The sequence below is a fragment of the Flavobacterium sp. RNTU_13 genome (assembly GCF_046614455.1).
In the GTDB taxonomy this organism is placed as follows: domain Bacteria; phylum Bacteroidota; class Bacteroidia; order Flavobacteriales; family Flavobacteriaceae; genus Flavobacterium.
Map to the genome: position 1 here is coordinate 171,975 of NZ_JBKJHB010000003.1, position 17,183 is coordinate 189,157.

Genomic DNA, 17,183 nt, shown 5'->3' on the forward strand with positions numbered 1-17,183 from the left:
CATAAAAATGGTGAGAAAAAAAATAGTATTTCAGTTTGTAGCCTTAATGGTTACAGCCGTTATGTTTTCCCAAAAGTTTAAAGTAGTATTAGATCCTGGGCATGGTGGTAAAGATACAGGTACAAACCACAATGGATATGTGGAAAAAGATATTGTATTAAGCACCGCAAAAAAAATAGGACAAATTCTGGATAATGAGCCGGGTATAGAGGTAATATACACCCGTAAAACCGATGTTTTTATAGAGTTGAGAGACAGGGCTAATATGGCGAATAAAGAAAAGGCAGATTTGTATGTGTCTATACATTGTAATGGTGTAGATAACCCCGCCGCATACGGTACGGAGACCTTTGTAATGGGGCATTCACGTAGTGCTATGAATCTACAGGTGGTTAAGCAGGAAAACAGTGTTATATATAAGGAGGCCAATTATAAGCAAAAATATAAGGGTTTTGACCCGGCCAAGCCAGAGTTTTCTATAGGGATGTCTGTGCAGCAGGAAGCTAATATAGAATACAGTGCCAGCCTTGCCAGCAAAATTTCAAAGGGTTTTAAATCGCTTAGTAAAAACGACAGGGGTATTAAACAGGTACCACTTTGGGTGCTCGATGCTACAACCATGCCCGGGGTTCTTATAGAGCTGGGGTTTGTGTCGCATAAAACCGAAGGTGCTTACTTAAACAGCGATGAAGGACAATCAGAATTGGCTCGCGTTATAGCAGAGGCAATTATTAGCTACAAGAATATGATGACCGGAAGGGGCGGAGCGCATAAAGGAACGTCTGAAAATAAAACTTTGGTTAATAAACCGGACACCGTACCTGTAAAAGAGAAAAATGAAAAAGTTACTACGTCGGGCGAAAAGCGTGGCGGAGCATCTTCAGAAGAGAGTTCAGATGTGGTTTATAAGGTACAAATTTCGGCCAGTAACAGGGATCTTGCTACCAAGCCCGCTAACTTTAAAGGCCTTAAAAACATTTCCAAGGAAAAAAATGGTAAGCTTATCAAGTATTTTTATGGGGAAACCAACTCTTTTAAGGATGCTGAATCCCTTTTAGAGAAGGCGCAGGCCAAAGGGTATAAGTCGGCATATATTGTAGCAATAAAAAACAATGAGATTATACCTGTTAAGCAAGCTTTAGAATAATATTCACACTTACATAAAATTATTTACCCTACATTTGTTAAAAAAATACACACATTTTGAAAGTATCTAGAGAAGCAAAAACCGCGATTTTAGTCCTTGGCTCTATATTCCTGTTTATATGGGGCTATATGTACTTAAAAGGAAAAGACATCTTTAATTCTTATAAAACGTTTTACGTAGTATACACTAATGTAGAAGGTTTAGCACCATCTGCCCCGGTAACACTTAATGGTGTAACGGTAGGTAAGGTTAATTTAATTGAGTTTAAAGATGCATCAAAAGGAGAAGTTCAGGTAGAGCTTCTTATAAATACTGATTTCCCTATTTCTAAAACCAGTGTAGCTACCTTATATGAGCCTGGTTTTGGTTTGTCAGGAAAACAGATTGCCCTAATACCGGACATGAAACACAGCCAGCTTGCCGAAAGCGGTGATTACCTTTCGGGAGAACTTAAGCCAGGTATGTTTGCGCAGGTGGGTGATAAACTTGGGCCACTTCAAACAAAAGTTGAAGCCACTGTTACCAGTGCAGATAGCCTGCTCACTAACATGAACAGGATTCTGGATAAGCAAACGCAGCAAAATCTACGCATAGCCATTGCAGAAATGAGTAGCACAATGCGTGAGTTTAACGACGCTGCTCATACGCTTAACGGTACGCTTAAAGGAAATAAAGGACACATAGATGCCACTATGGCTAACCTTGACAAAACCAGCCGAAACTTTGCTAAACTGTCAGACTCAATTAATGAGGCAAATCTGGGTGCCGCGGTTAAAAAGCTTGAAAAATCGTTAGCTAACGTAGACCAGATAATAGGAGATGTACAAGCTGGGAAGGGTACTTTAGGTAAGCTAATGAAAGACGAGGCTATGTATGCCAATCTTAATGGCGCATCTAAAGAGCTTAAAGAGCTTTTAGCTGATCTTAAGGCAAATCCAAAAAGATATGTACATTTTTCACTTTTCGGTAAAAAGGCAACACCTTACGTAGCACCAAAAGATGATACAAATAATGAAGAAGTGAAAAAATAATCACACTTTTTTTTATATTTGTTGAATAAAATGCCTCAATATATGGCCTACATCGATAATATACTTTTTGTACTGCTTTTGGTAGCAGGTTTTGGATTTTTTGCCAAAAATGTTAAAAAATTAGTTCGCAACATTAAGCTCGGAAGGGCTGAAGACCGGTCAGACAATTCATCTGCACGATGGAACAATATGGCCATGATTGCTCTTGGCCAAAGCAAAATGGTACGCAGGCCTGTTGCAGGTATATTACATATTATAGTATACGTAGGTTTTGTATTGATTAATATAGAACTGCTTGAGATAATAGCCGATGGTGTATTTGGTACCCATAGGCTATTTGCTTTTATGGGAGGTTTTTATAATTTCCTTATAGCGTCTTTTGAACTCCTTGCCCTGGGTGTAATCGTGGCTGTGGTTATATTTTGGCTACGCCGAAATGTAATAAAGCTTTGGCGTTTTGCACATGGCGATCTTAAAGGTTGGCCTAAAAGTGATGCGAATTACATATTATACTTTGAAACAGTACTTATGTTCCTGTTTCTCACCATGAATGCTGCAGACCATTACCTTCAAGGCGTTGGCTTTGGTCATTATCACGCTGCCGGTTCGTTCCCTGTTTCGGGTTTTATATCTCCGTTATTTAACGGTATTGCTCCAGAAACAGTAGAAATCATAGAGCGTGTTTGTTGGTGGCTGCACATAACAGGTATTCTTATTTTTATGAATTACCTTTACTATTCTAAGCACCTACACATTCTTTTAGCATTTCCTAATACGTACTACGCAAAACTGGAACCTAAAGGTAAGTTTGAAAACCTTGATTCGGTAACTGCTGAAGTAAAACTAATGATGGATCCTAACGCCGACCCATTTGCTGCGGCTCCCGCTACAGAAGGAGAAGTCCCTGCTAAGTTTGGCGCAAGTGATGTTCAGGATTTATCTTGGGTACAACTAATGAACGCCTATACCTGTACAGAGTGCGGTAGGTGTACATCATCTTGTCCGGCAAATCTTACCGGTAAAAAGCTTTCCCCAAGGGCTATTATGATGAAAACCCGCGACAGGGTAGAAGAAGTTGGTAGAAACATTGATGCTAACAACGGCACATTTGTTGATGATGGTAAGTCGTTACTAAACGACTACATTACTCCGGAAGAACTTTGGGCTTGTACCACCTGTAACGGTTGTGTGGAAGCTTGCCCTGTAAATATAGACCCATTATCTATTATAATGGATATGAGAAGATACCTTGTTATGGAACAAAGCGCTGCCCCTACAGAGCTAAACGGCATGATGAGTAATATTGAAAATAACGGTGCGCCTTGGCAGTATAGCCAAATGGACCGTTTAAACTGGAAAGAAGAGTTGTAATAATATATTTTTAACGGTATTTAAATCATGAAAGCTGAAGACATTGATAAAAACCTGCAGCCGCTTACCGAAAACGGCGAGCATGTAAGCCCTATACTCCCTGAGGGCATTAAAAATTATCTTATAGATATAGACGGAACCATATGCGACGACATACCAAATGAAGAACCGGAAAGGATGGTTACAGCGCAGGTATACCCAGACGCGCTGGAGACGCTTAACCGCTGGTATGACGAAGGGCATATAATTTATTTTTTTACATCGCGTACGGAAGCGCACCGCGAAGTAACCGAAGAGTGGCTTAAAAAATACGGATTTAAATACCACGGTATGCTTATGGGTAAACCAAGGGGAGGTAACTATCATTGGATAGACAATCACCTTGTTAAAGCCACAAGGTACAGGGGTAAGTTTACAGAACTTATAGAAAAAGAGGTTACCATCCAAGTATTTGATGATGGTAAGCACGATCAAGATTAATATATTATGAGCGAGAGTATTAAAGTACCTACAATGGCCGACATGATGGCCGCCGGGCAACAGCCTGAAGTTTTGTTTTGGGTAGGCTGTTCGGGCAGTTTTGATGACAGGGCTAAGAAAATTACCAAAGCGTTTGTTAAGTTACTTAACAATGCAGGTGTTTCATTTGCCGTTTTAGGAACCGAAGAGAGCTGTACAGGAGATCCTGCAAAAAGAGCCGGAAACGAATTTTTGTTCCAAATGCAGGCCATGACAAACATTGAAGTACTTAATGCTTACGAGGTTAAGAAGATAGTTACGGCGTGTCCGCACTGCTTTAATACCATAAAAAATGAATATCCCGGGCTGGGTGGTAAGTATGAAGTTGTACACCACACCGAGTTCCTGAAATCACTTCTTGCCGATGGCAGGCTTAGTGTAGAGGGCGGCCAGTTTAAGGGAAAAAAAATTACGTTCCACGATCCTTGTTACCTGGGCCGAGCCAATAATATTTATGAAGCCCCACGTGATCTTATAGAAAAGCTTGATGCTGAACTGGTAGAGATGAAACGCAGCAAGCTTAACGGTTTATGTTGTGGCGCAGGAGGTGCCCAAATGTTTAAGGAACCGGAAAAAGGAAATAAAGATGTAAACGTGGAGCGCACTGAAGACGCGCTTGAAACACAGCCGGAAATAATTGCTGCCGGATGTCCGTTTTGTAATACCATGCTTACCGATGGAGTTAAAGCTAAAAATCGCGAGCACGATGTACAGGTAATGGATGTGGCGGAGCTTATTGCAAATGCAAAAGATTTATAACACTTAGGACACAGATATATGTACGTTCCGTTTGAAACACTTCCTGAAGAATCTAAAATCTGGATTTATCAAAGTAACAGGAAGTTTACTGATGAAGAAGTTGCCGCAATAGATGCAGCCGTTAAAGACTTTGTAGAAAGTTGGGCAGCACATGGTACAGGCTTGGAAGCTTCTTATACAATTAAATACAACAGGTTTATTATCCTGGCGGTAAACCAGGAAAACCAGTCGGCTACCGGTTGCAGCATAGATGCTTCGGTGCATTTTATACAGCAGCTTGAGCAGAAGTATGCGGTAGATCTTTTAGATAAAATGAATGTAACCTTTAAACAAGGTGAGTTTCTTTCCCATAAGCCGCTCATCGAGTTTAAAAAGCTTGCAAAGGAAAAGTCAGTCTCTGCTAATACCATCGTTTTCAATAATCTTGTAAACACCTTAGGAGAGTTTAACGACTACTGGGAGGTTCCCGCAGCAGAAAGCTGGCATAGCCGTTTTTTTAAATAAAATAAATTCATTTGTTTATAGCAAATCATCACTATGTAAGTAGTGATGATTTGCTGTTTAAATATATACACAATTATTAATGAGATTTTTCTTCTTAATCACGTTGTTTGCTGTTCAGGGATTATTTGCCCAGCATAAACCGCTTACCTTTAAATCAGATGCGGAAAAGAAATGGACCGATAGTGTTTACAACAGTATGTCGTTTGAAGAACGTGTGGGCCAGCTATTTATGGTTGCAGCTTATTCAAACAAAGATTCTACGCACATAAAAGGTGTAGATAAGCTTATTAAGGACTACAAAATAGGTGGTATTATCTTTTTTCAGGGAGGCCCTTACAGGCAGGCTAAGCTTACAAACCGTTATCAAAAAGAGAGTAAACTACCGCTCTTTATAGGTATTGATGCAGAGTGGGGGTTTGCCATGCGCTTAGATTCTACCTACCGTTACCCCTGGAATATGACGCTGGGCGCTGTACAGGATATGAATCTTATTCATAAAATGGGGCTTCAGATGGCTAAACAGTGCAAGCGAATGGGCGTGCAGTTTAACTTTGTTCCCGTTTTAGATATTAACATTAACCCACTTAATCCTATAATTGGTAACCGCTCGTTTGGCGAAGACAAACTTAACGTAACCAATAGGGCTGTGGCTCTTATGAAAGGTGTTCAGGAAGGCGGTATTTACGCTACAGGAAAGCACTTCCCCGGCCACGGAGATACGGCTACCGACTCCCATTACGGCTTACCGGCTTTAAACTTCGACGACGAACGTATTGAAAATACTGAGCTGTTTCCGTATAAATGGATATTTAAGCAAGGGCTGGCAAGTATAATGGTAGCGCACTTAAATGTACCTGCATTAGAGCCTACGCCGGGCTTGCCTACATCGCTGTCTTATAATACTATTACCCGACTTGTGCAGGGTAAAATGGGCTTTGAAGGACTAATATTTACAGATGCTCTTAACATGAAAGGGGCTAGCGGATACATGCAGCCTGGGGACGTTGACCTTGAAGCCTTTCTTGCAGGGAATGACGTGTTGCTATTTGCTGAGAACGTACCTGTGGCAGTAGAGCGTTTTAAACAGGCGTACGCAGACAGCGTGCTAACCGACGATAGATTAGAGTATTCTGTTAAAAAAATACTTGCACATAAATTTCGGGTAGGGCTTACTAAAGTAACTCCTGTGGATTTACGTAATCTTTATGCAGATTTAAATGCGCAGGAATATGACGATTTAAATTACAAACTGTATGAAGATGCAGTTATTGTTCTTAAAAATGAAGAAAATACAGCTCCGGTTGCCAATTTAGATACAGAAAACATAGCCTACGTAAAACTGGGCGATGATGATGGGTCTCAGTACCTGGATCAGTTGAGAAAATATACCGCGGTAACAGAAGTAAAGCGTGACAGCCTGCCTTCATTAATGCAGGATTTAAAAGCGTATACAACGGTAATTGTTGGTTATCATAAGGCAGATGGTGCCTGGAAAAAGCACGATTTTTCTACTAAAGATATTCAGTGGCTGGATTCTATTGCCAAAAATAAGCGCGTTATTTTTACTTCGTTTGCTAAACCGTATGCATTAAACGGCATCAAGAGTTTTAAAAACATAAAGACCGTTATCCAGGCACACCAAAATAATATTTTTGCTCAAACTGTTGCTGCTGAAATTATTTTTGGGGCGATAGGCAGCAAAGGTAAAATGCCTGTTAGCGCCGGAGGTTTTAAAGTGAACCATGGTCTACAAACCAAGTCTTTAGAAAGACTTGGCTTTTCAACCCCTGAAAATGTGGGCTTAAGTTCAGAGAAGTTAAAACAGATAGACGTTATTGCTAAAAGGGCTATTGCAGAGCGAATGACTCCGGGATGTCAGGTGCTGGTAGCAAGGCAAGGTAAAGTAGTGTACCAAAAATCATTTGGCTACCATACATACGAAAATACAACCCCGGTAAAAAATACCGATATATATGATGTAGCGTCTTTATCTAAGATACTTGGCACACTGCCTAATGTAATGCAGCAGTATGAGCGCGGGCATTTGAAGCTGGAAGATAGGTTGGGCCATTTGTTACCTGAATTTCAGCAAACGGATAAAAAAAATATTACCGTAAAGGATATGTTACTGCACCAGTCGCGTTTTCAGGCGTGGCAACCTTTTTATAAAGAAACACTGGATTCATTAGCACACCCTGATACGTTGTATTATCGTAGAGTGGCATCGCCGGAATTCCCGGTTCAAGTAGCTGAAGGCTTATATCTGCGTGCCGATTATCCAAAAATAATGATAGATAAGATTGCTGCAAGCCCGTTACTGCCTAAGAAAGAGTACAAGTACAGCGACTTTAACCTTATACTGCTTAAAGAATTTATTGAAAAGCAAACCGGCCAAACGCTGGATGTGGTTGCCGATGCTAATTTCTTTAAGCCACTTGGTGCGACAACAGCTACGTATAATCCGCTGAAGAAATTTGATAAGAGTGTAATACCCCCTACGGAGATAGATAATTACTTCCGTTATCAGGTAATACAGGGTTATGTGCATGATATGGCGGCTGCCATGATGGGTGGCGTGGCAGGGCATGCCGGTGTATTTAGTAATAGCCTTGATGTAGCCAAGATTATGCAAATGTACCTGCAAAAGGGTTACTATGGAGGAAAGCATTATTTTAGTGCCAAAACATTTGATACATTTAATACATGTTATGCCTGTGCAGAGGGTAACCGACGTGGGTTAGGCTTTGATAAACCGCAGATAACTGCATCGGGTCCTACCTGCGGATGTGTATCTAAAAGCAGTTTTGGGCATACAGGTTTTACAGGAACAATGGCCTGGGCAGATCCTGAAACAGGTATTGTATATGTGTTTTTAAGTAACCGCACATACCCTGAGTCAGCAGACAATAAACTTAGTAGAGGAAATATAAGAGAAGATATACAGAAAGTAATTCAGGATGCAATTATAGATAAGTAGCACTTATTTTATAGCGATTTTATAATAATAAAAAACCGCCACATCTAAATCAGTAGATGTGGCGGTTTTTTATTTTGGTGCGGTCTGTTTTTTGTTATTCCAGTTTGCGGCGTTCACGTTCTGCTTTCAGCAGGTTCAGCTCGCGGCTGGTTTGCCCGGCTACCGAAGTGTTTTCTTCCGCTCTGCGTATAAGATAAGGCATTACGTCGCGCACAGGGCCAAACGGCAAATATTTTGCCACATTGTACCCGTTAGCGGCAAGGTTAAAGCTAATGTTATCGCTCATTCCATAGAGCTGTCCGAACCAAACGCGCTTGTCACTTTTTTCCAGTCCGGCTTTAGCCATTAATTTCATTAGTTTGTAAGAGCTGTCCTCGTTATGCGTACCTGCAAATATTGCCATAGTATCAATATGATCAATCATGTAGGCAATACATTCATTATAATTTATGTCGGTTGCCTCTTTACTTATACATATAGGAGATATGTAGCCAAGTTCTTCCGCACGTTTGTTTTCCTTTTCCATATAAGCGCCACGTACCACTTTCATCCCGATATGGAAACCTTCTTTTTTAGCACGTTCGTGCAGTTTTTTCAGGTAATCGAGCCTGTCCCAGCGGTACATTTGCAAGGTATTAAACACAATAGCTTTTTCCTTATTGTACTTTGCCATCATATCGCCCACAAGGTTGTCTGCGGCATCCTGCATCCAACTTTCTTCTGCGTCTACAAGTACGGGAAGGTTAGCGTCGTGCGCTGCCTTACATACCCTTTCAAAGCGGTTTGTTACCTTTTGCCATTCGGTCGCCTCTTCTACAGTTAGGGTTTTTCCTTCGCCCAGTTTCTGCCAAAGGTCAAAACGGCCAAAGCCTGTGGGTTTAAACACCGCGAACGGAATCGCCTGGCGTGTTTTAGAGAATTCTATAACCTTTAGTGTGATATCCAGTGCTTTGTCAAATTCGCTTTCTTCTTCTTTCGCTTCAACCGAATAGTCCAGTACAGACGATACACCTTTAGTATACATTTTATCTACTACAGGCAGGCAGTCGTCTTCGGTAGTTCCGCCACAAAAGTGGTCAAATACGGTGGCGCGGATAAGGCCCTCTACAGGCAGGTGTGCCTTAAGTGCAAAGTTAGTTACCGCGGTACCTATACGAACCAATGGTTGCGATGCTATCATTTTAAACAAAAAGTAAGCCCTTTCCAGTTCGGTATCGCTCTTAAGGGCAAAAGCATCAGCTGTGTTGTTGAAAATCTTTTCCATTTGGGTTAAAAAATTTACCGCAAAGATACATAGTGATTAAGAATTTATCATATAAAATACGTTATTTTGCCTATTCAATAAAAAAGATAAAATGCAGCACATATCCGGCACAGGTTACAATGTTTATTTTAATGAAGAATGTTATGCGTACCTGCAGCAGTTGCTTGTTGCCGGAAGGTACAGCCGCATCTTTATTTTATCGGACGAGAATACTGCCGCAAACTGCCTTCCGCATTTTTTAGCCAATATGGCTACAGAGATACCCATTGAGCTTTTAGAGATAGAGCCGGGAGAGGAAAACAAAAATATACAAACCTGCATACAACTATGGGAAGCGCTTACAGAGCTTGGTGCCGATCGTAAAGCGCTTATGATTAATGTAGGTGGCGGCGTTCTTACAGATATGGGTGGCTTTGTGTCGCTTACGTTTAAACGCGGTATGGATTTTATTAATGTGCCTACAACGCTGCTGGCCATGGTAGACGCATCGGTAGGGGGGAAGACCGGGGTAGACCTGGGCGTGCTGAAAAACCAGATAGGTATTATTAGCAACCCGATAGCCGTACTTATAGATACTACTTTTTTAGAAACGCTGCCCTTGGAACAAATGCGTTCTGGCTTAGCGGAAATGCTTAAACATGGACTGATAGCCGACAGGAACTACTGGAATGAGTTCACAAGCCTTGATTCGCTTACCACAGATGATTTGGGAGTGCTTATCCATCGTTCTGTTGAAATTAAAAACGAGGTAGTAATACAAGACCCTAATGAAAAAGGACTGCGTAAGATACTTAACTTCGGGCACACCCTGGGTCACGCCATAGAGTCTTATTTCTTAGAAAGTGAGACCAGGCAAAGCCTGTTGCATGGCGAGGCCATAGCTATAGGTATGGTGTTAGAGTCTTATATATCTAAAGAAATGGCGTTGTTAAACGAAACAGAGTATCGCGAAATAAAAGAGGTAATCACTGCCCTTTATCCTGCGGTTGTTTTTACTGCAGAAGACATAGAAGTAATCACTTCATTGCTTATACATGATAAGAAAAATGAGTCGGGTGAGGTGAAATTTACCCTGCTTGAAAAAATAGGAAATGCAGTTATTAATAAAAATGTGGAAAATCATCTGATAATCAAAGCGTTTGATGACTATCAGAACTAACATTTTTTTAAGACATTTGTTTTTAAATACGTATTATATTTTTTTACATTTGCCGGGATGAAAATAAAACTTACGTCGTTTTTGCCCTTTTGGGCCAACAGCAAAAATTTGGTTCCGGCCCCTGTGGTTCCGGCTAAAATTGCTGTTAGTAGCGTAATGTTTGCCGAAGTTTTGTATAACATACTTTGCAGCCGCGAAAAGCTGCAGATAAGGTACGCTAACATCAGGGTTTGAGATAGGGTAATCCTCTAAGAATCGGAATCTTATATTTATAATCACCCCCTACACAAACAAACTGATAATGAACACAAAATATTTCGACCTTATCAACCAAACCTTTTATTTTCCGCAGGAAGAATTTACGCTAAGTAAGGACAACCAGCTGCAGTTTCATAACATAGATCTTATGAAGCTTGTAGAGCAGTACGGTACCCCCCTGAAGTTTACCTACCTGCCACAAATTTCTCAAAATATAAGAAAAGCCAAAGACTGGTTCCGTAATGCTATGGAAAAAAACCAGTACGAAGGTAAATATTACTACTGCTACTGTACCAAGAGCTCGCATTTTGAGTTTGTAATGAACGAGGCGTTTAAAAACAAGATTCATATAGAAACTTCTGCCGCGTTTGACGTAGATATAGTGGAAAACCTACTTAAGAACGGCAAAATAAATCGTAATACTTACGTAATTTGTAACGGTTTTAAGCGTGATCAATACATAGCAAACATAGCAAGGCTTATTAATGGAGGCCATAGCCGTACGATTCCTATCATAGATAACTTTGAGGAACTTGATTTGCTTCAGGAGCAGATAAACGGTAAGTTTAAAATTGGTATCCGTATCGCCAGCGAGGAAGAGCCTAAGTTTGAGTTTTATACTTCAAGGCTTGGTATTGGCTACAAGAATATTGTACCTTTTTACCGTAAACAAATCCAGGAAAATAAAAACCTGGAGCTAAAAATGCTTCACTTCTTTATTAATACAGGTATAAGAGACACTTCGTATTACTGGAATGAGCTTGCCAAATGTTTAAAGGTATACGTTAGCCTTAAGAAAGAGTGTCCTTCGCTGGACAGCCTTAACATAGGTGGTGGTTTCCCTATAAAGAATTCATTGGCTTTTGAGTACGACTACCAGTATATGATTGATGAAATCATTAACCAGATAAAAATCGCGTGCGAGGAAGCAGAAGTAGATGTGCCTAACATCTTTACAGAGTTCGGATCGTTTACCGTAGGCGAAAGCGGTGGCGCTATTTATAAAGTGCTTTACCAAAAACAGCAAAATGACAGGGAGAAGTGGAATATGATTGACTCTTCTTTTATAACCACCCTGCCGGATACGTGGGCTATAAACAAGCGTTTTATTATGCTTGCCATTAACCGCTGGAACGACCAGTACGAGCGTGTGCTGCTTGGAGGGCTTACCTGCGATAGCGATGATTATTACAACTCTGAGCAAAACCTTAATGCCATATACCTGCCTAAGTACAATAAAGATAAGCCTTTATATATAGGATTCTTTAATACCGGTGCTTACCAGGAAACCATAGGTGGGTATGGCGGTCTTCACCACTGCCTTATACCACAGCCCAAACATATACTTATAGATAAGGATGAAAATGGGTTCTTTGCTACAGAGGTGTTTTCTGAGCAACAGCAGGCTAACGATGTGCTTAGGATACTGGGCTACAACGTAGATGCCACAGATAAGTAGAGGAATTAGGATTGATTGATATAAACTAAAACAATAAAACAGCAATGAACAAAGGACCAATAAGCCAGTTCATCGAAAAGTACTACCTGCACTTTAACTCTGCAGCACTTGTAGATGCGGCTAAAGCTTATGAAAAGCAACTGCAAGACGGTGCCAAAATGATGGTTACACTTGCAGGTGCCATGAGTACAGCAGAATTGGGTAAAATATTTGCCGAAATGATTCGTAAAGATAAAGTACAAATCATTTCATGTACAGGCGCTAACCTTGAGGAGGATATTATGAACCTGGTGGCCCACAGCCACTACGAAAGGGTGCCTAACTATCGTGATCTTACACCTCAGGAAGAGTGGGATTTGTTAGAGCGTGGTCTTAACCGCGTTACAGATACCTGTATTCCGGAACATGAAGCATTCCGTCGTTTACAAAAGCATATTTACAAAATATGGAAAGATGCAGACGATGCAGGAGAGCGCTATTTTCCGCATGAGTTTATGTACAAGATGCTTTTAAGCGGCGTTCTTGAAGAATACTATGAAATAGATCTTAAAGACAGCTGGATGTACGCTGCTGCCGAAAAAAACCTGCCTATAGTAGTACCCGGTTGGGAAGATAGTACCATGGGTAACATTTTTGCTTCTTATGTAATAAAAGGAGAGCTTAAGGCTACTACCATGAAAAGTGGTATAGAATACATGACATTCCTTGCTGACTGGTATACTAAAAACAGCGACAATGGTGTAGGTTTCTTCCAGATAGGTGGTGGTATAGCAGGTGATTTCCCTATTTGTGTGGTTCCTATGCTGTACCAGGATATGGAAATGCACGATGTACCTTTCTGGAGCTATTTCTGCCAGATTTCTGATTCTACAACCAGCTACGGTTCGTACTCTGGTGCGGTGCCAAACGAAAAAATCACATGGGGAAAACTTGATATAAATACCCCTAAATTTATCATAGAAAGTGATGCTACTATCGTGGCACCTCTTATATTTGCGTACCTATTAGATTTATAATTGACTTATGAAAAGAGTTATTGTTGATTACGCTAAGCTTACTAATGAAATCCTTACCCTGCTGGTAGAGAAGTTTCCTGATGGGTATGATGATTCTCATATCATCCGTTTTAAAAACGCCAAAAACGAAACTATAGAGGCCGTAGAAGTAAGGACTGAAGACACTATTTACCTGGTAAAGGTAAGTACTAAGCTTGCTGACAGGATAGAGAACTTTGATGACGATGATATTGACGAGCCGGCAGATGACCTGGATGCATTAAAAGACCTTGAGATGGATGAAGATGAGGACGAACCTAAGAAGTCTAAATCTCCTAAAAAGGTAAAAGATGCTGATGGTAATGATACTGATGAGGACGATGATGATGAAGATGGTGACGACGATGATGACGATGACGACTATGATGATGATGATCGTGACTACAGCGACGAAGACGAAGACGAGGACGACGAAGAATAGTGTACTGTCTTAATAGAAGTTTGTTGTCTTACTATTTAGGCAAACAAACACCTATTAAGCTACCATATAAAAAAGGGTAATCTCAAACTGAGGTTACCCTTTTTTATATGGTATTATTTGTAATTTTTCTTATTAAAGTAGTACAGTAAAAATAGCCTTAAACGTCAAGGTCAAATAATTTTCTCAGCGTTTCAATTGCGGGATTTAATGCTTTTAGCTTTTCGAATTTCTCTTCCGGGGTAAATGCATGGCGCGACGCTACCTCTTCATTTACAAAAGTTTGAACCGTTATGTCATGGTTGTGCAGCTTTCCGCGCAGATAGCCTACCAGTTCCAATTTCTCGTTGTCAAATTGTGCCTTACTACCCTCGTTAGGAAGTTCAAGCCGTATGGTTACGCCATCTGCATCCAGTATTGGGTCATTAATTTGCATATACGTAGCCATGATTTTTTTACCACCATCGCTTAGCCTTTGGGCAAATTTATTCCACAACAGCTTCATGTCGGTTTCGGTAAATGACTGCCGCGGAAGTTCCTCAGCATGCCTTTGGATCGACTGCTGGCTTTCCTGTAGCTGCCTTTTTTTTAAGATGCTCGATAGCGACAACGCACTAACCCTAGGCGAACCATCATCGGTTACTTCCGGTTTTGGTGGAGCAACTACCTCAGATTTTTCTACTTCAAGTTCCTTCACAGGGAGCGGTTGCACTACTGATGTTGCGGTAGTCTCTTCGGTTTTGCTAACTGTTTGTGTAGATGGTGTATAGGAATTGGTTTGCTGTAAAATTTCAGCAACAGGTTGTGGTACAGCTATAGAAGGGCTGTAATTTTCAAAGTAATGTGCAGGGATTATAAACCCGTCAACTTTTTTTTTTCTCCATCAAAGGTGATGGAGGCAAGTTGCATAAGGCAGAGTTCTACTAAAAGGCGCTGATTTTGGCTGGCCTTGTAGCGCAGGTCGCATTCGTTAGCAATATCAATTCCTTGTAAAAGAAACGATTGGCTTGCCTTTTGGCTTTGCGCGCGGTACATATTTTGTGCCACTTCGCCCGCTTCAAGCAGTGCTAACGTAGCCGGATTTTGGCATACTAAAAGATCACGGAAGTGCGAGGCAAGTCCTGCAATAAAGTGGTGCCCGTCAAATCCTTTAGCCAGGATTTCGTTATAAATCAGTAGCAGGTCGGGTATGCGGTTTTCCAGTATCAGGTCGGTAACTTTAATGTAATATTCGTAATCAAGTACATTAAGGTTTTCTGTAACTGCCTGCCTTGTAAGGTTTGTACCGCAGTAACTTACCACCCTGTCAAATATTGACAGCGCATCGCGCATGGCGCCATCTGCTTTTTGGGCAATGATGTGCAGGGCATCATCTTCAAAGCTGATTCCTTGGCTACGCGCCACTTCAGCAAGATGTTCTTTTGCATCTCTAACCGTTATACGCTTAAAGTCGAAAATCTGGCATCGCGATAATATGGTAGGTATTATCTTGTGTTTTTCGGTAGTAGCTAATATAAATATGGCGTGCCTTGGCGGCTCTTCAAGCGTTTTAAGGAACGCGTTAAACGCCGCCTGAGAAAGCATATGCACCTCGTCTATAATGTAAACCTTGTACTTACCGGTTTGTGGTGGTATGCGTACCTGGTCTATAAGGTTTCGTATATCGTCAACGGAGTTGTTACTTGCCGCATCGAGCTCAAACACGTTAAACGCAAAATCTTCATTCGGGTCATCGTAGCCTTCCTGGTTAATTTTGCGTGCCAATATACGTGCACAGGTAGTTTTACCCACACCACGAGGCCCTGTAAACAAAAGTGCCTGTGCTAAGTGGTTGTTATCTATGGCATTAAGTAGTGTATTAGTAATAGCCTGCTGCCCCACAACATCTTTAAAGGTTTGTGGGCGGTATTTACGTGCTGATACTATAAACTGTTCCATAGGGTTGCAAAGATACTTTATTTTCTCTCAGAAACCTTAGCCCTATAATCAGATTTATTCACAAAAAGGCAGCTTAATTGTGTAGTATTTTGTGGGTGTTGCCGTTAACTTCCACCAGGTAAATGCCTTGGGCAAAACCCTGCATTGATATACTGGTGTAGCTCCCTTGTGTTGTGTGCGTAGCTATCTTTTGCCCCAGGGTGTTATACACATTTACGTTTAACTGAGGTGCTGTAGTACTGATATTCAATACATCATTAACGGGGTTAGGAGACAATACTACTTCTGTGCCGGCAATATCATCTATAGCGGCAGCGGTACAGTAATCTGCACGTGGGTTGTCCTGGTAGTTGCAAGGAAAGCTGTAATAGCTTTGAGGATGAATAGGGTAGGGAGCCGCCATACTTTGCAGCGGATTCATTTCGCCCGGCATAGTTACCTGCGCAGCGCTTCCATGCCCAAGTGCAACATCTTTTCCTTCAGGAGCGCCATTAAATGTGTAGTCGATAAGCGCATCTATAAAACGATAATAAGCGTAATAATCTAAAGCGTCAAACGCGGCAGATGTATTAGGTAAGTTGTGTACTGCCTGATAGTTATAGCCATTTACAGTGCTGGATGGTACCATAACAAAATCTTTTTCGGATGGAGCTACGTTTAGGTTATTAAAAATGTCTATGGCCATGCGGTGGTCATTCGTAGTATCATCAGCGAAAACCTCAATCAATACTTTAGTATTATCCGGATACGAGCTTAATACACTGTTATCTGCATTGTATGAATACCATTCGGCAAGGGCGTATATAAATCGTCCGTTTGTTCCCCAGCCGTCTGTTGTAAAGAGTTCATGCGCTATGCCAAACGATGCGCCTCCACCGAATGAATGCCCCATAAATCCCACTTTATCAGTACTTATAATGTTAGGGTAATCTTGCGCCGCTTTCCGGAAACCTGCAATGAGATTAGCATATCTTTCGGGTGTACTGGTACTTGCAAGGGTTTGATACGGTACAAATACTATGGCGTAACCTTTTTTGGCTACAAAATTCAGCATCCCTATAATATTGTTTGGATCTGTACCACCATAGGCGTGACTGTAAAATATGGTGGGTACAGGTATACTGATATCTGCTGGGTGATAAATATTTACAGTATGCCCGGCGAAATTTGGGTTATCAAATGTTTCTACAGCTACAGCGTGTGTACCGTCTGCACCATAACCCGATGCAGGTATGGGATAGTTGGGGTCGGCATACTGGCTAATACAGTTTATGGAATATAACAGCATTAAGGTTGCGGCAAGTTTCTTCATGGTGTAACGTTT

General features: G+C 41.1%; 15 protein-coding genes. 11 read left to right on the forward strand and 4 right to left on the reverse strand.

Annotated elements, in window-relative coordinates; all coding sequences use genetic code 11:
• Window positions 1-7 precede the first annotated feature (7 nt).
• The 7 genes from ACLI08_RS08960 (at window position 8) to ACLI08_RS08990 (ending at window position 8,308) form a co-directional block, all read left to right on the forward strand.
• The gene (locus tag ACLI08_RS08960; protein WP_411428144.1) at window positions 8-1,147 is read left to right on the forward strand and encodes an N-acetylmuramoyl-L-alanine amidase family protein; all 1,140 of its coding nucleotides are present in this window, start codon (window positions 8-10) and stop codon (window positions 1,145-1,147) included.
• Between the two features lie 56 nt (window positions 1,148-1,203).
• Window positions 1,204-2,178 carry an MlaD family protein gene (locus ACLI08_RS08965; protein WP_411428145.1) on the forward strand — a complete coding sequence of 325 codons (975 nt, stop codon included), beginning with the start codon at window positions 1,204-1,206 and terminating at the stop codon, window positions 2,176-2,178.
• Window positions 2,179-2,220: 42 nt separating this feature from the next.
• Entirely contained in the window at window positions 2,221-3,549 is a 1,329-nt protein-coding gene (locus ACLI08_RS08970) for a 4Fe-4S dicluster domain-containing protein (protein WP_411428146.1), read from the forward strand.
• A gap of 27 nt (window positions 3,550-3,576) precedes the next feature.
• Entirely contained in the window at window positions 3,577-4,029 is a 453-nt protein-coding gene (locus ACLI08_RS08975) for a phosphoheptose isomerase (RefSeq protein WP_411428147.1), read from the forward strand.
• Window positions 4,030-4,035: 6 nt separating this feature from the next.
• Window positions 4,036-4,827, forward strand: a complete 792-nt coding sequence (locus tag ACLI08_RS08980; protein WP_411428148.1) for a (Fe-S)-binding protein — start codon at window positions 4,036-4,038, stop codon at window positions 4,825-4,827.
• An 18-nt stretch (window positions 4,828-4,845) separates the two neighbouring features.
• Window positions 4,846-5,331, forward strand: coding sequence for an ABC transporter ATPase (locus tag ACLI08_RS08985; RefSeq protein WP_411428149.1), 486 nt, complete (start codon window positions 4,846-4,848; stop codon window positions 5,329-5,331).
• Between the two features lie 79 nt (window positions 5,332-5,410).
• The gene (locus tag ACLI08_RS08990; RefSeq protein WP_411428150.1) at window positions 5,411-8,308 is read left to right on the forward strand and encodes a glycoside hydrolase family 3 N-terminal domain-containing protein; all 2,898 of its coding nucleotides are present in this window, start codon (window positions 5,411-5,413) and stop codon (window positions 8,306-8,308) included.
• Window positions 8,309-8,402: 94 nt separating this feature from the next.
• Here the strand turns inward: ACLI08_RS08990 and ACLI08_RS08995 are convergent, their stop codons facing one another.
• Window positions 8,403-9,572 carry a proline dehydrogenase family protein gene (locus ACLI08_RS08995; RefSeq protein ID WP_411428151.1) on the reverse strand — a complete coding sequence of 390 codons (1,170 nt, stop codon included), beginning with the start codon at window positions 9,570-9,572 and terminating at the stop codon, window positions 8,403-8,405.
• 91 nt (window positions 9,573-9,663) lie between these two features.
• Between ACLI08_RS08995 and aroB the strand changes: the two genes are divergently transcribed.
• The 4 genes from aroB (at window position 9,664) to ACLI08_RS09015 (ending at window position 13,924) form a co-directional block, all read left to right on the forward strand.
• Entirely contained in the window at window positions 9,664-10,731 is a 1,068-nt protein-coding gene (gene aroB / locus ACLI08_RS09000; protein WP_411428152.1) for a 3-dehydroquinate synthase, read from the forward strand.
• A gap of 301 nt (window positions 10,732-11,032) precedes the next feature.
• Window positions 11,033-12,448, forward strand: a complete 1,416-nt coding sequence (locus tag ACLI08_RS09005; protein ID WP_411428153.1) for an arginine decarboxylase — start codon at window positions 11,033-11,035, stop codon at window positions 12,446-12,448.
• A gap of 44 nt (window positions 12,449-12,492) precedes the next feature.
• Complete coding sequence (locus ACLI08_RS09010) at window positions 12,493-13,464, forward strand: deoxyhypusine synthase family protein (protein WP_411428154.1); 972 nt, start codon at window positions 12,493-12,495, stop codon at window positions 13,462-13,464.
• A gap of 7 nt (window positions 13,465-13,471) precedes the next feature.
• On the forward strand, window positions 13,472-13,924 hold the full coding sequence (locus ACLI08_RS09015) for a DNA primase (RefSeq protein WP_411428155.1): 453 nt from the start codon (window positions 13,472-13,474) through the stop codon (window positions 13,922-13,924).
• 157 nt (window positions 13,925-14,081) lie between these two features.
• On the opposite strand, the gene ACLI08_RS09020 is transcribed toward ACLI08_RS09015, so the two are convergent.
• From ACLI08_RS09020 to ACLI08_RS09030, 3 genes are all read right to left on the reverse strand, one after another.
• Window positions 14,082-14,618 carry a DNA polymerase III subunit gamma/tau gene (locus ACLI08_RS09020; protein ID WP_411428156.1) on the reverse strand — a complete coding sequence of 179 codons (537 nt, stop codon included), beginning with the start codon at window positions 14,616-14,618 and terminating at the stop codon, window positions 14,082-14,084.
• Window positions 14,619-14,773: 155 nt separating this feature from the next.
• Complete coding sequence (gene dnaX, locus ACLI08_RS09025; protein ID WP_411428157.1) at window positions 14,774-15,859, reverse strand: DNA polymerase III subunit gamma/tau; 1,086 nt, start codon at window positions 15,857-15,859, stop codon at window positions 14,774-14,776.
• A 73-nt stretch (window positions 15,860-15,932) separates the two neighbouring features.
• The gene (locus ACLI08_RS09030) at window positions 15,933-17,171 is read right to left on the reverse strand and encodes a T9SS type A sorting domain-containing protein (RefSeq protein ID WP_411428158.1); all 1,239 of its coding nucleotides are present in this window, start codon (window positions 17,169-17,171) and stop codon (window positions 15,933-15,935) included.
• Window positions 17,172-17,183: the final 12 nt, after the last annotated feature.

Excerpts from the sequence above, each read along its gene's own strand:
- ACLI08_RS08975 (WP_411428147.1), top strand. The coding sequence starts at position 3,577 with ATGAAAGCTGAAGACATTGATAAAAACCTGCAGCCGCTTACCGAAAAC.
- dnaX (WP_411428157.1), bottom strand. The coding sequence starts at position 15,859 with ATGGAACAGTTTATAGTATCAGCACGTAAATACCGCCCACAAACCTTT.
- ACLI08_RS09030 (WP_411428158.1), bottom strand. The coding sequence starts at position 17,171 with ATGAAGAAACTTGCCGCAACCTTAATGCTGTTATATTCCATAAACTGT.
- ACLI08_RS09015 (WP_411428155.1), top strand. The coding sequence starts at position 13,472 with ATGAAAAGAGTTATTGTTGATTACGCTAAGCTTACTAATGAAATCCTT.
- ACLI08_RS09010 (WP_411428154.1), top strand. The coding sequence starts at position 12,493 with ATGAACAAAGGACCAATAAGCCAGTTCATCGAAAAGTACTACCTGCAC.
- aroB (WP_411428152.1), top strand. The coding sequence starts at position 9,664 with ATGCAGCACATATCCGGCACAGGTTACAATGTTTATTTTAATGAAGAA.
- ACLI08_RS08990 (WP_411428150.1), top strand. The coding sequence starts at position 5,411 with ATGAGATTTTTCTTCTTAATCACGTTGTTTGCTGTTCAGGGATTATTT.
- ACLI08_RS08995 (WP_411428151.1), bottom strand. The coding sequence starts at position 9,572 with ATGGAAAAGATTTTCAACAACACAGCTGATGCTTTTGCCCTTAAGAGC.
- ACLI08_RS08980 (WP_411428148.1), top strand. The coding sequence starts at position 4,036 with ATGAGCGAGAGTATTAAAGTACCTACAATGGCCGACATGATGGCCGCC.
- ACLI08_RS09005 (WP_411428153.1), top strand. The coding sequence starts at position 11,033 with ATGAACACAAAATATTTCGACCTTATCAACCAAACCTTTTATTTTCCG.
- ACLI08_RS08985 (WP_411428149.1), top strand. The coding sequence starts at position 4,846 with ATGTACGTTCCGTTTGAAACACTTCCTGAAGAATCTAAAATCTGGATT.
- ACLI08_RS08970 (WP_411428146.1), top strand. The coding sequence starts at position 2,221 with ATGGCCTACATCGATAATATACTTTTTGTACTGCTTTTGGTAGCAGGT.
- ACLI08_RS08960 (WP_411428144.1), top strand. The coding sequence starts at position 8 with ATGGTGAGAAAAAAAATAGTATTTCAGTTTGTAGCCTTAATGGTTACA.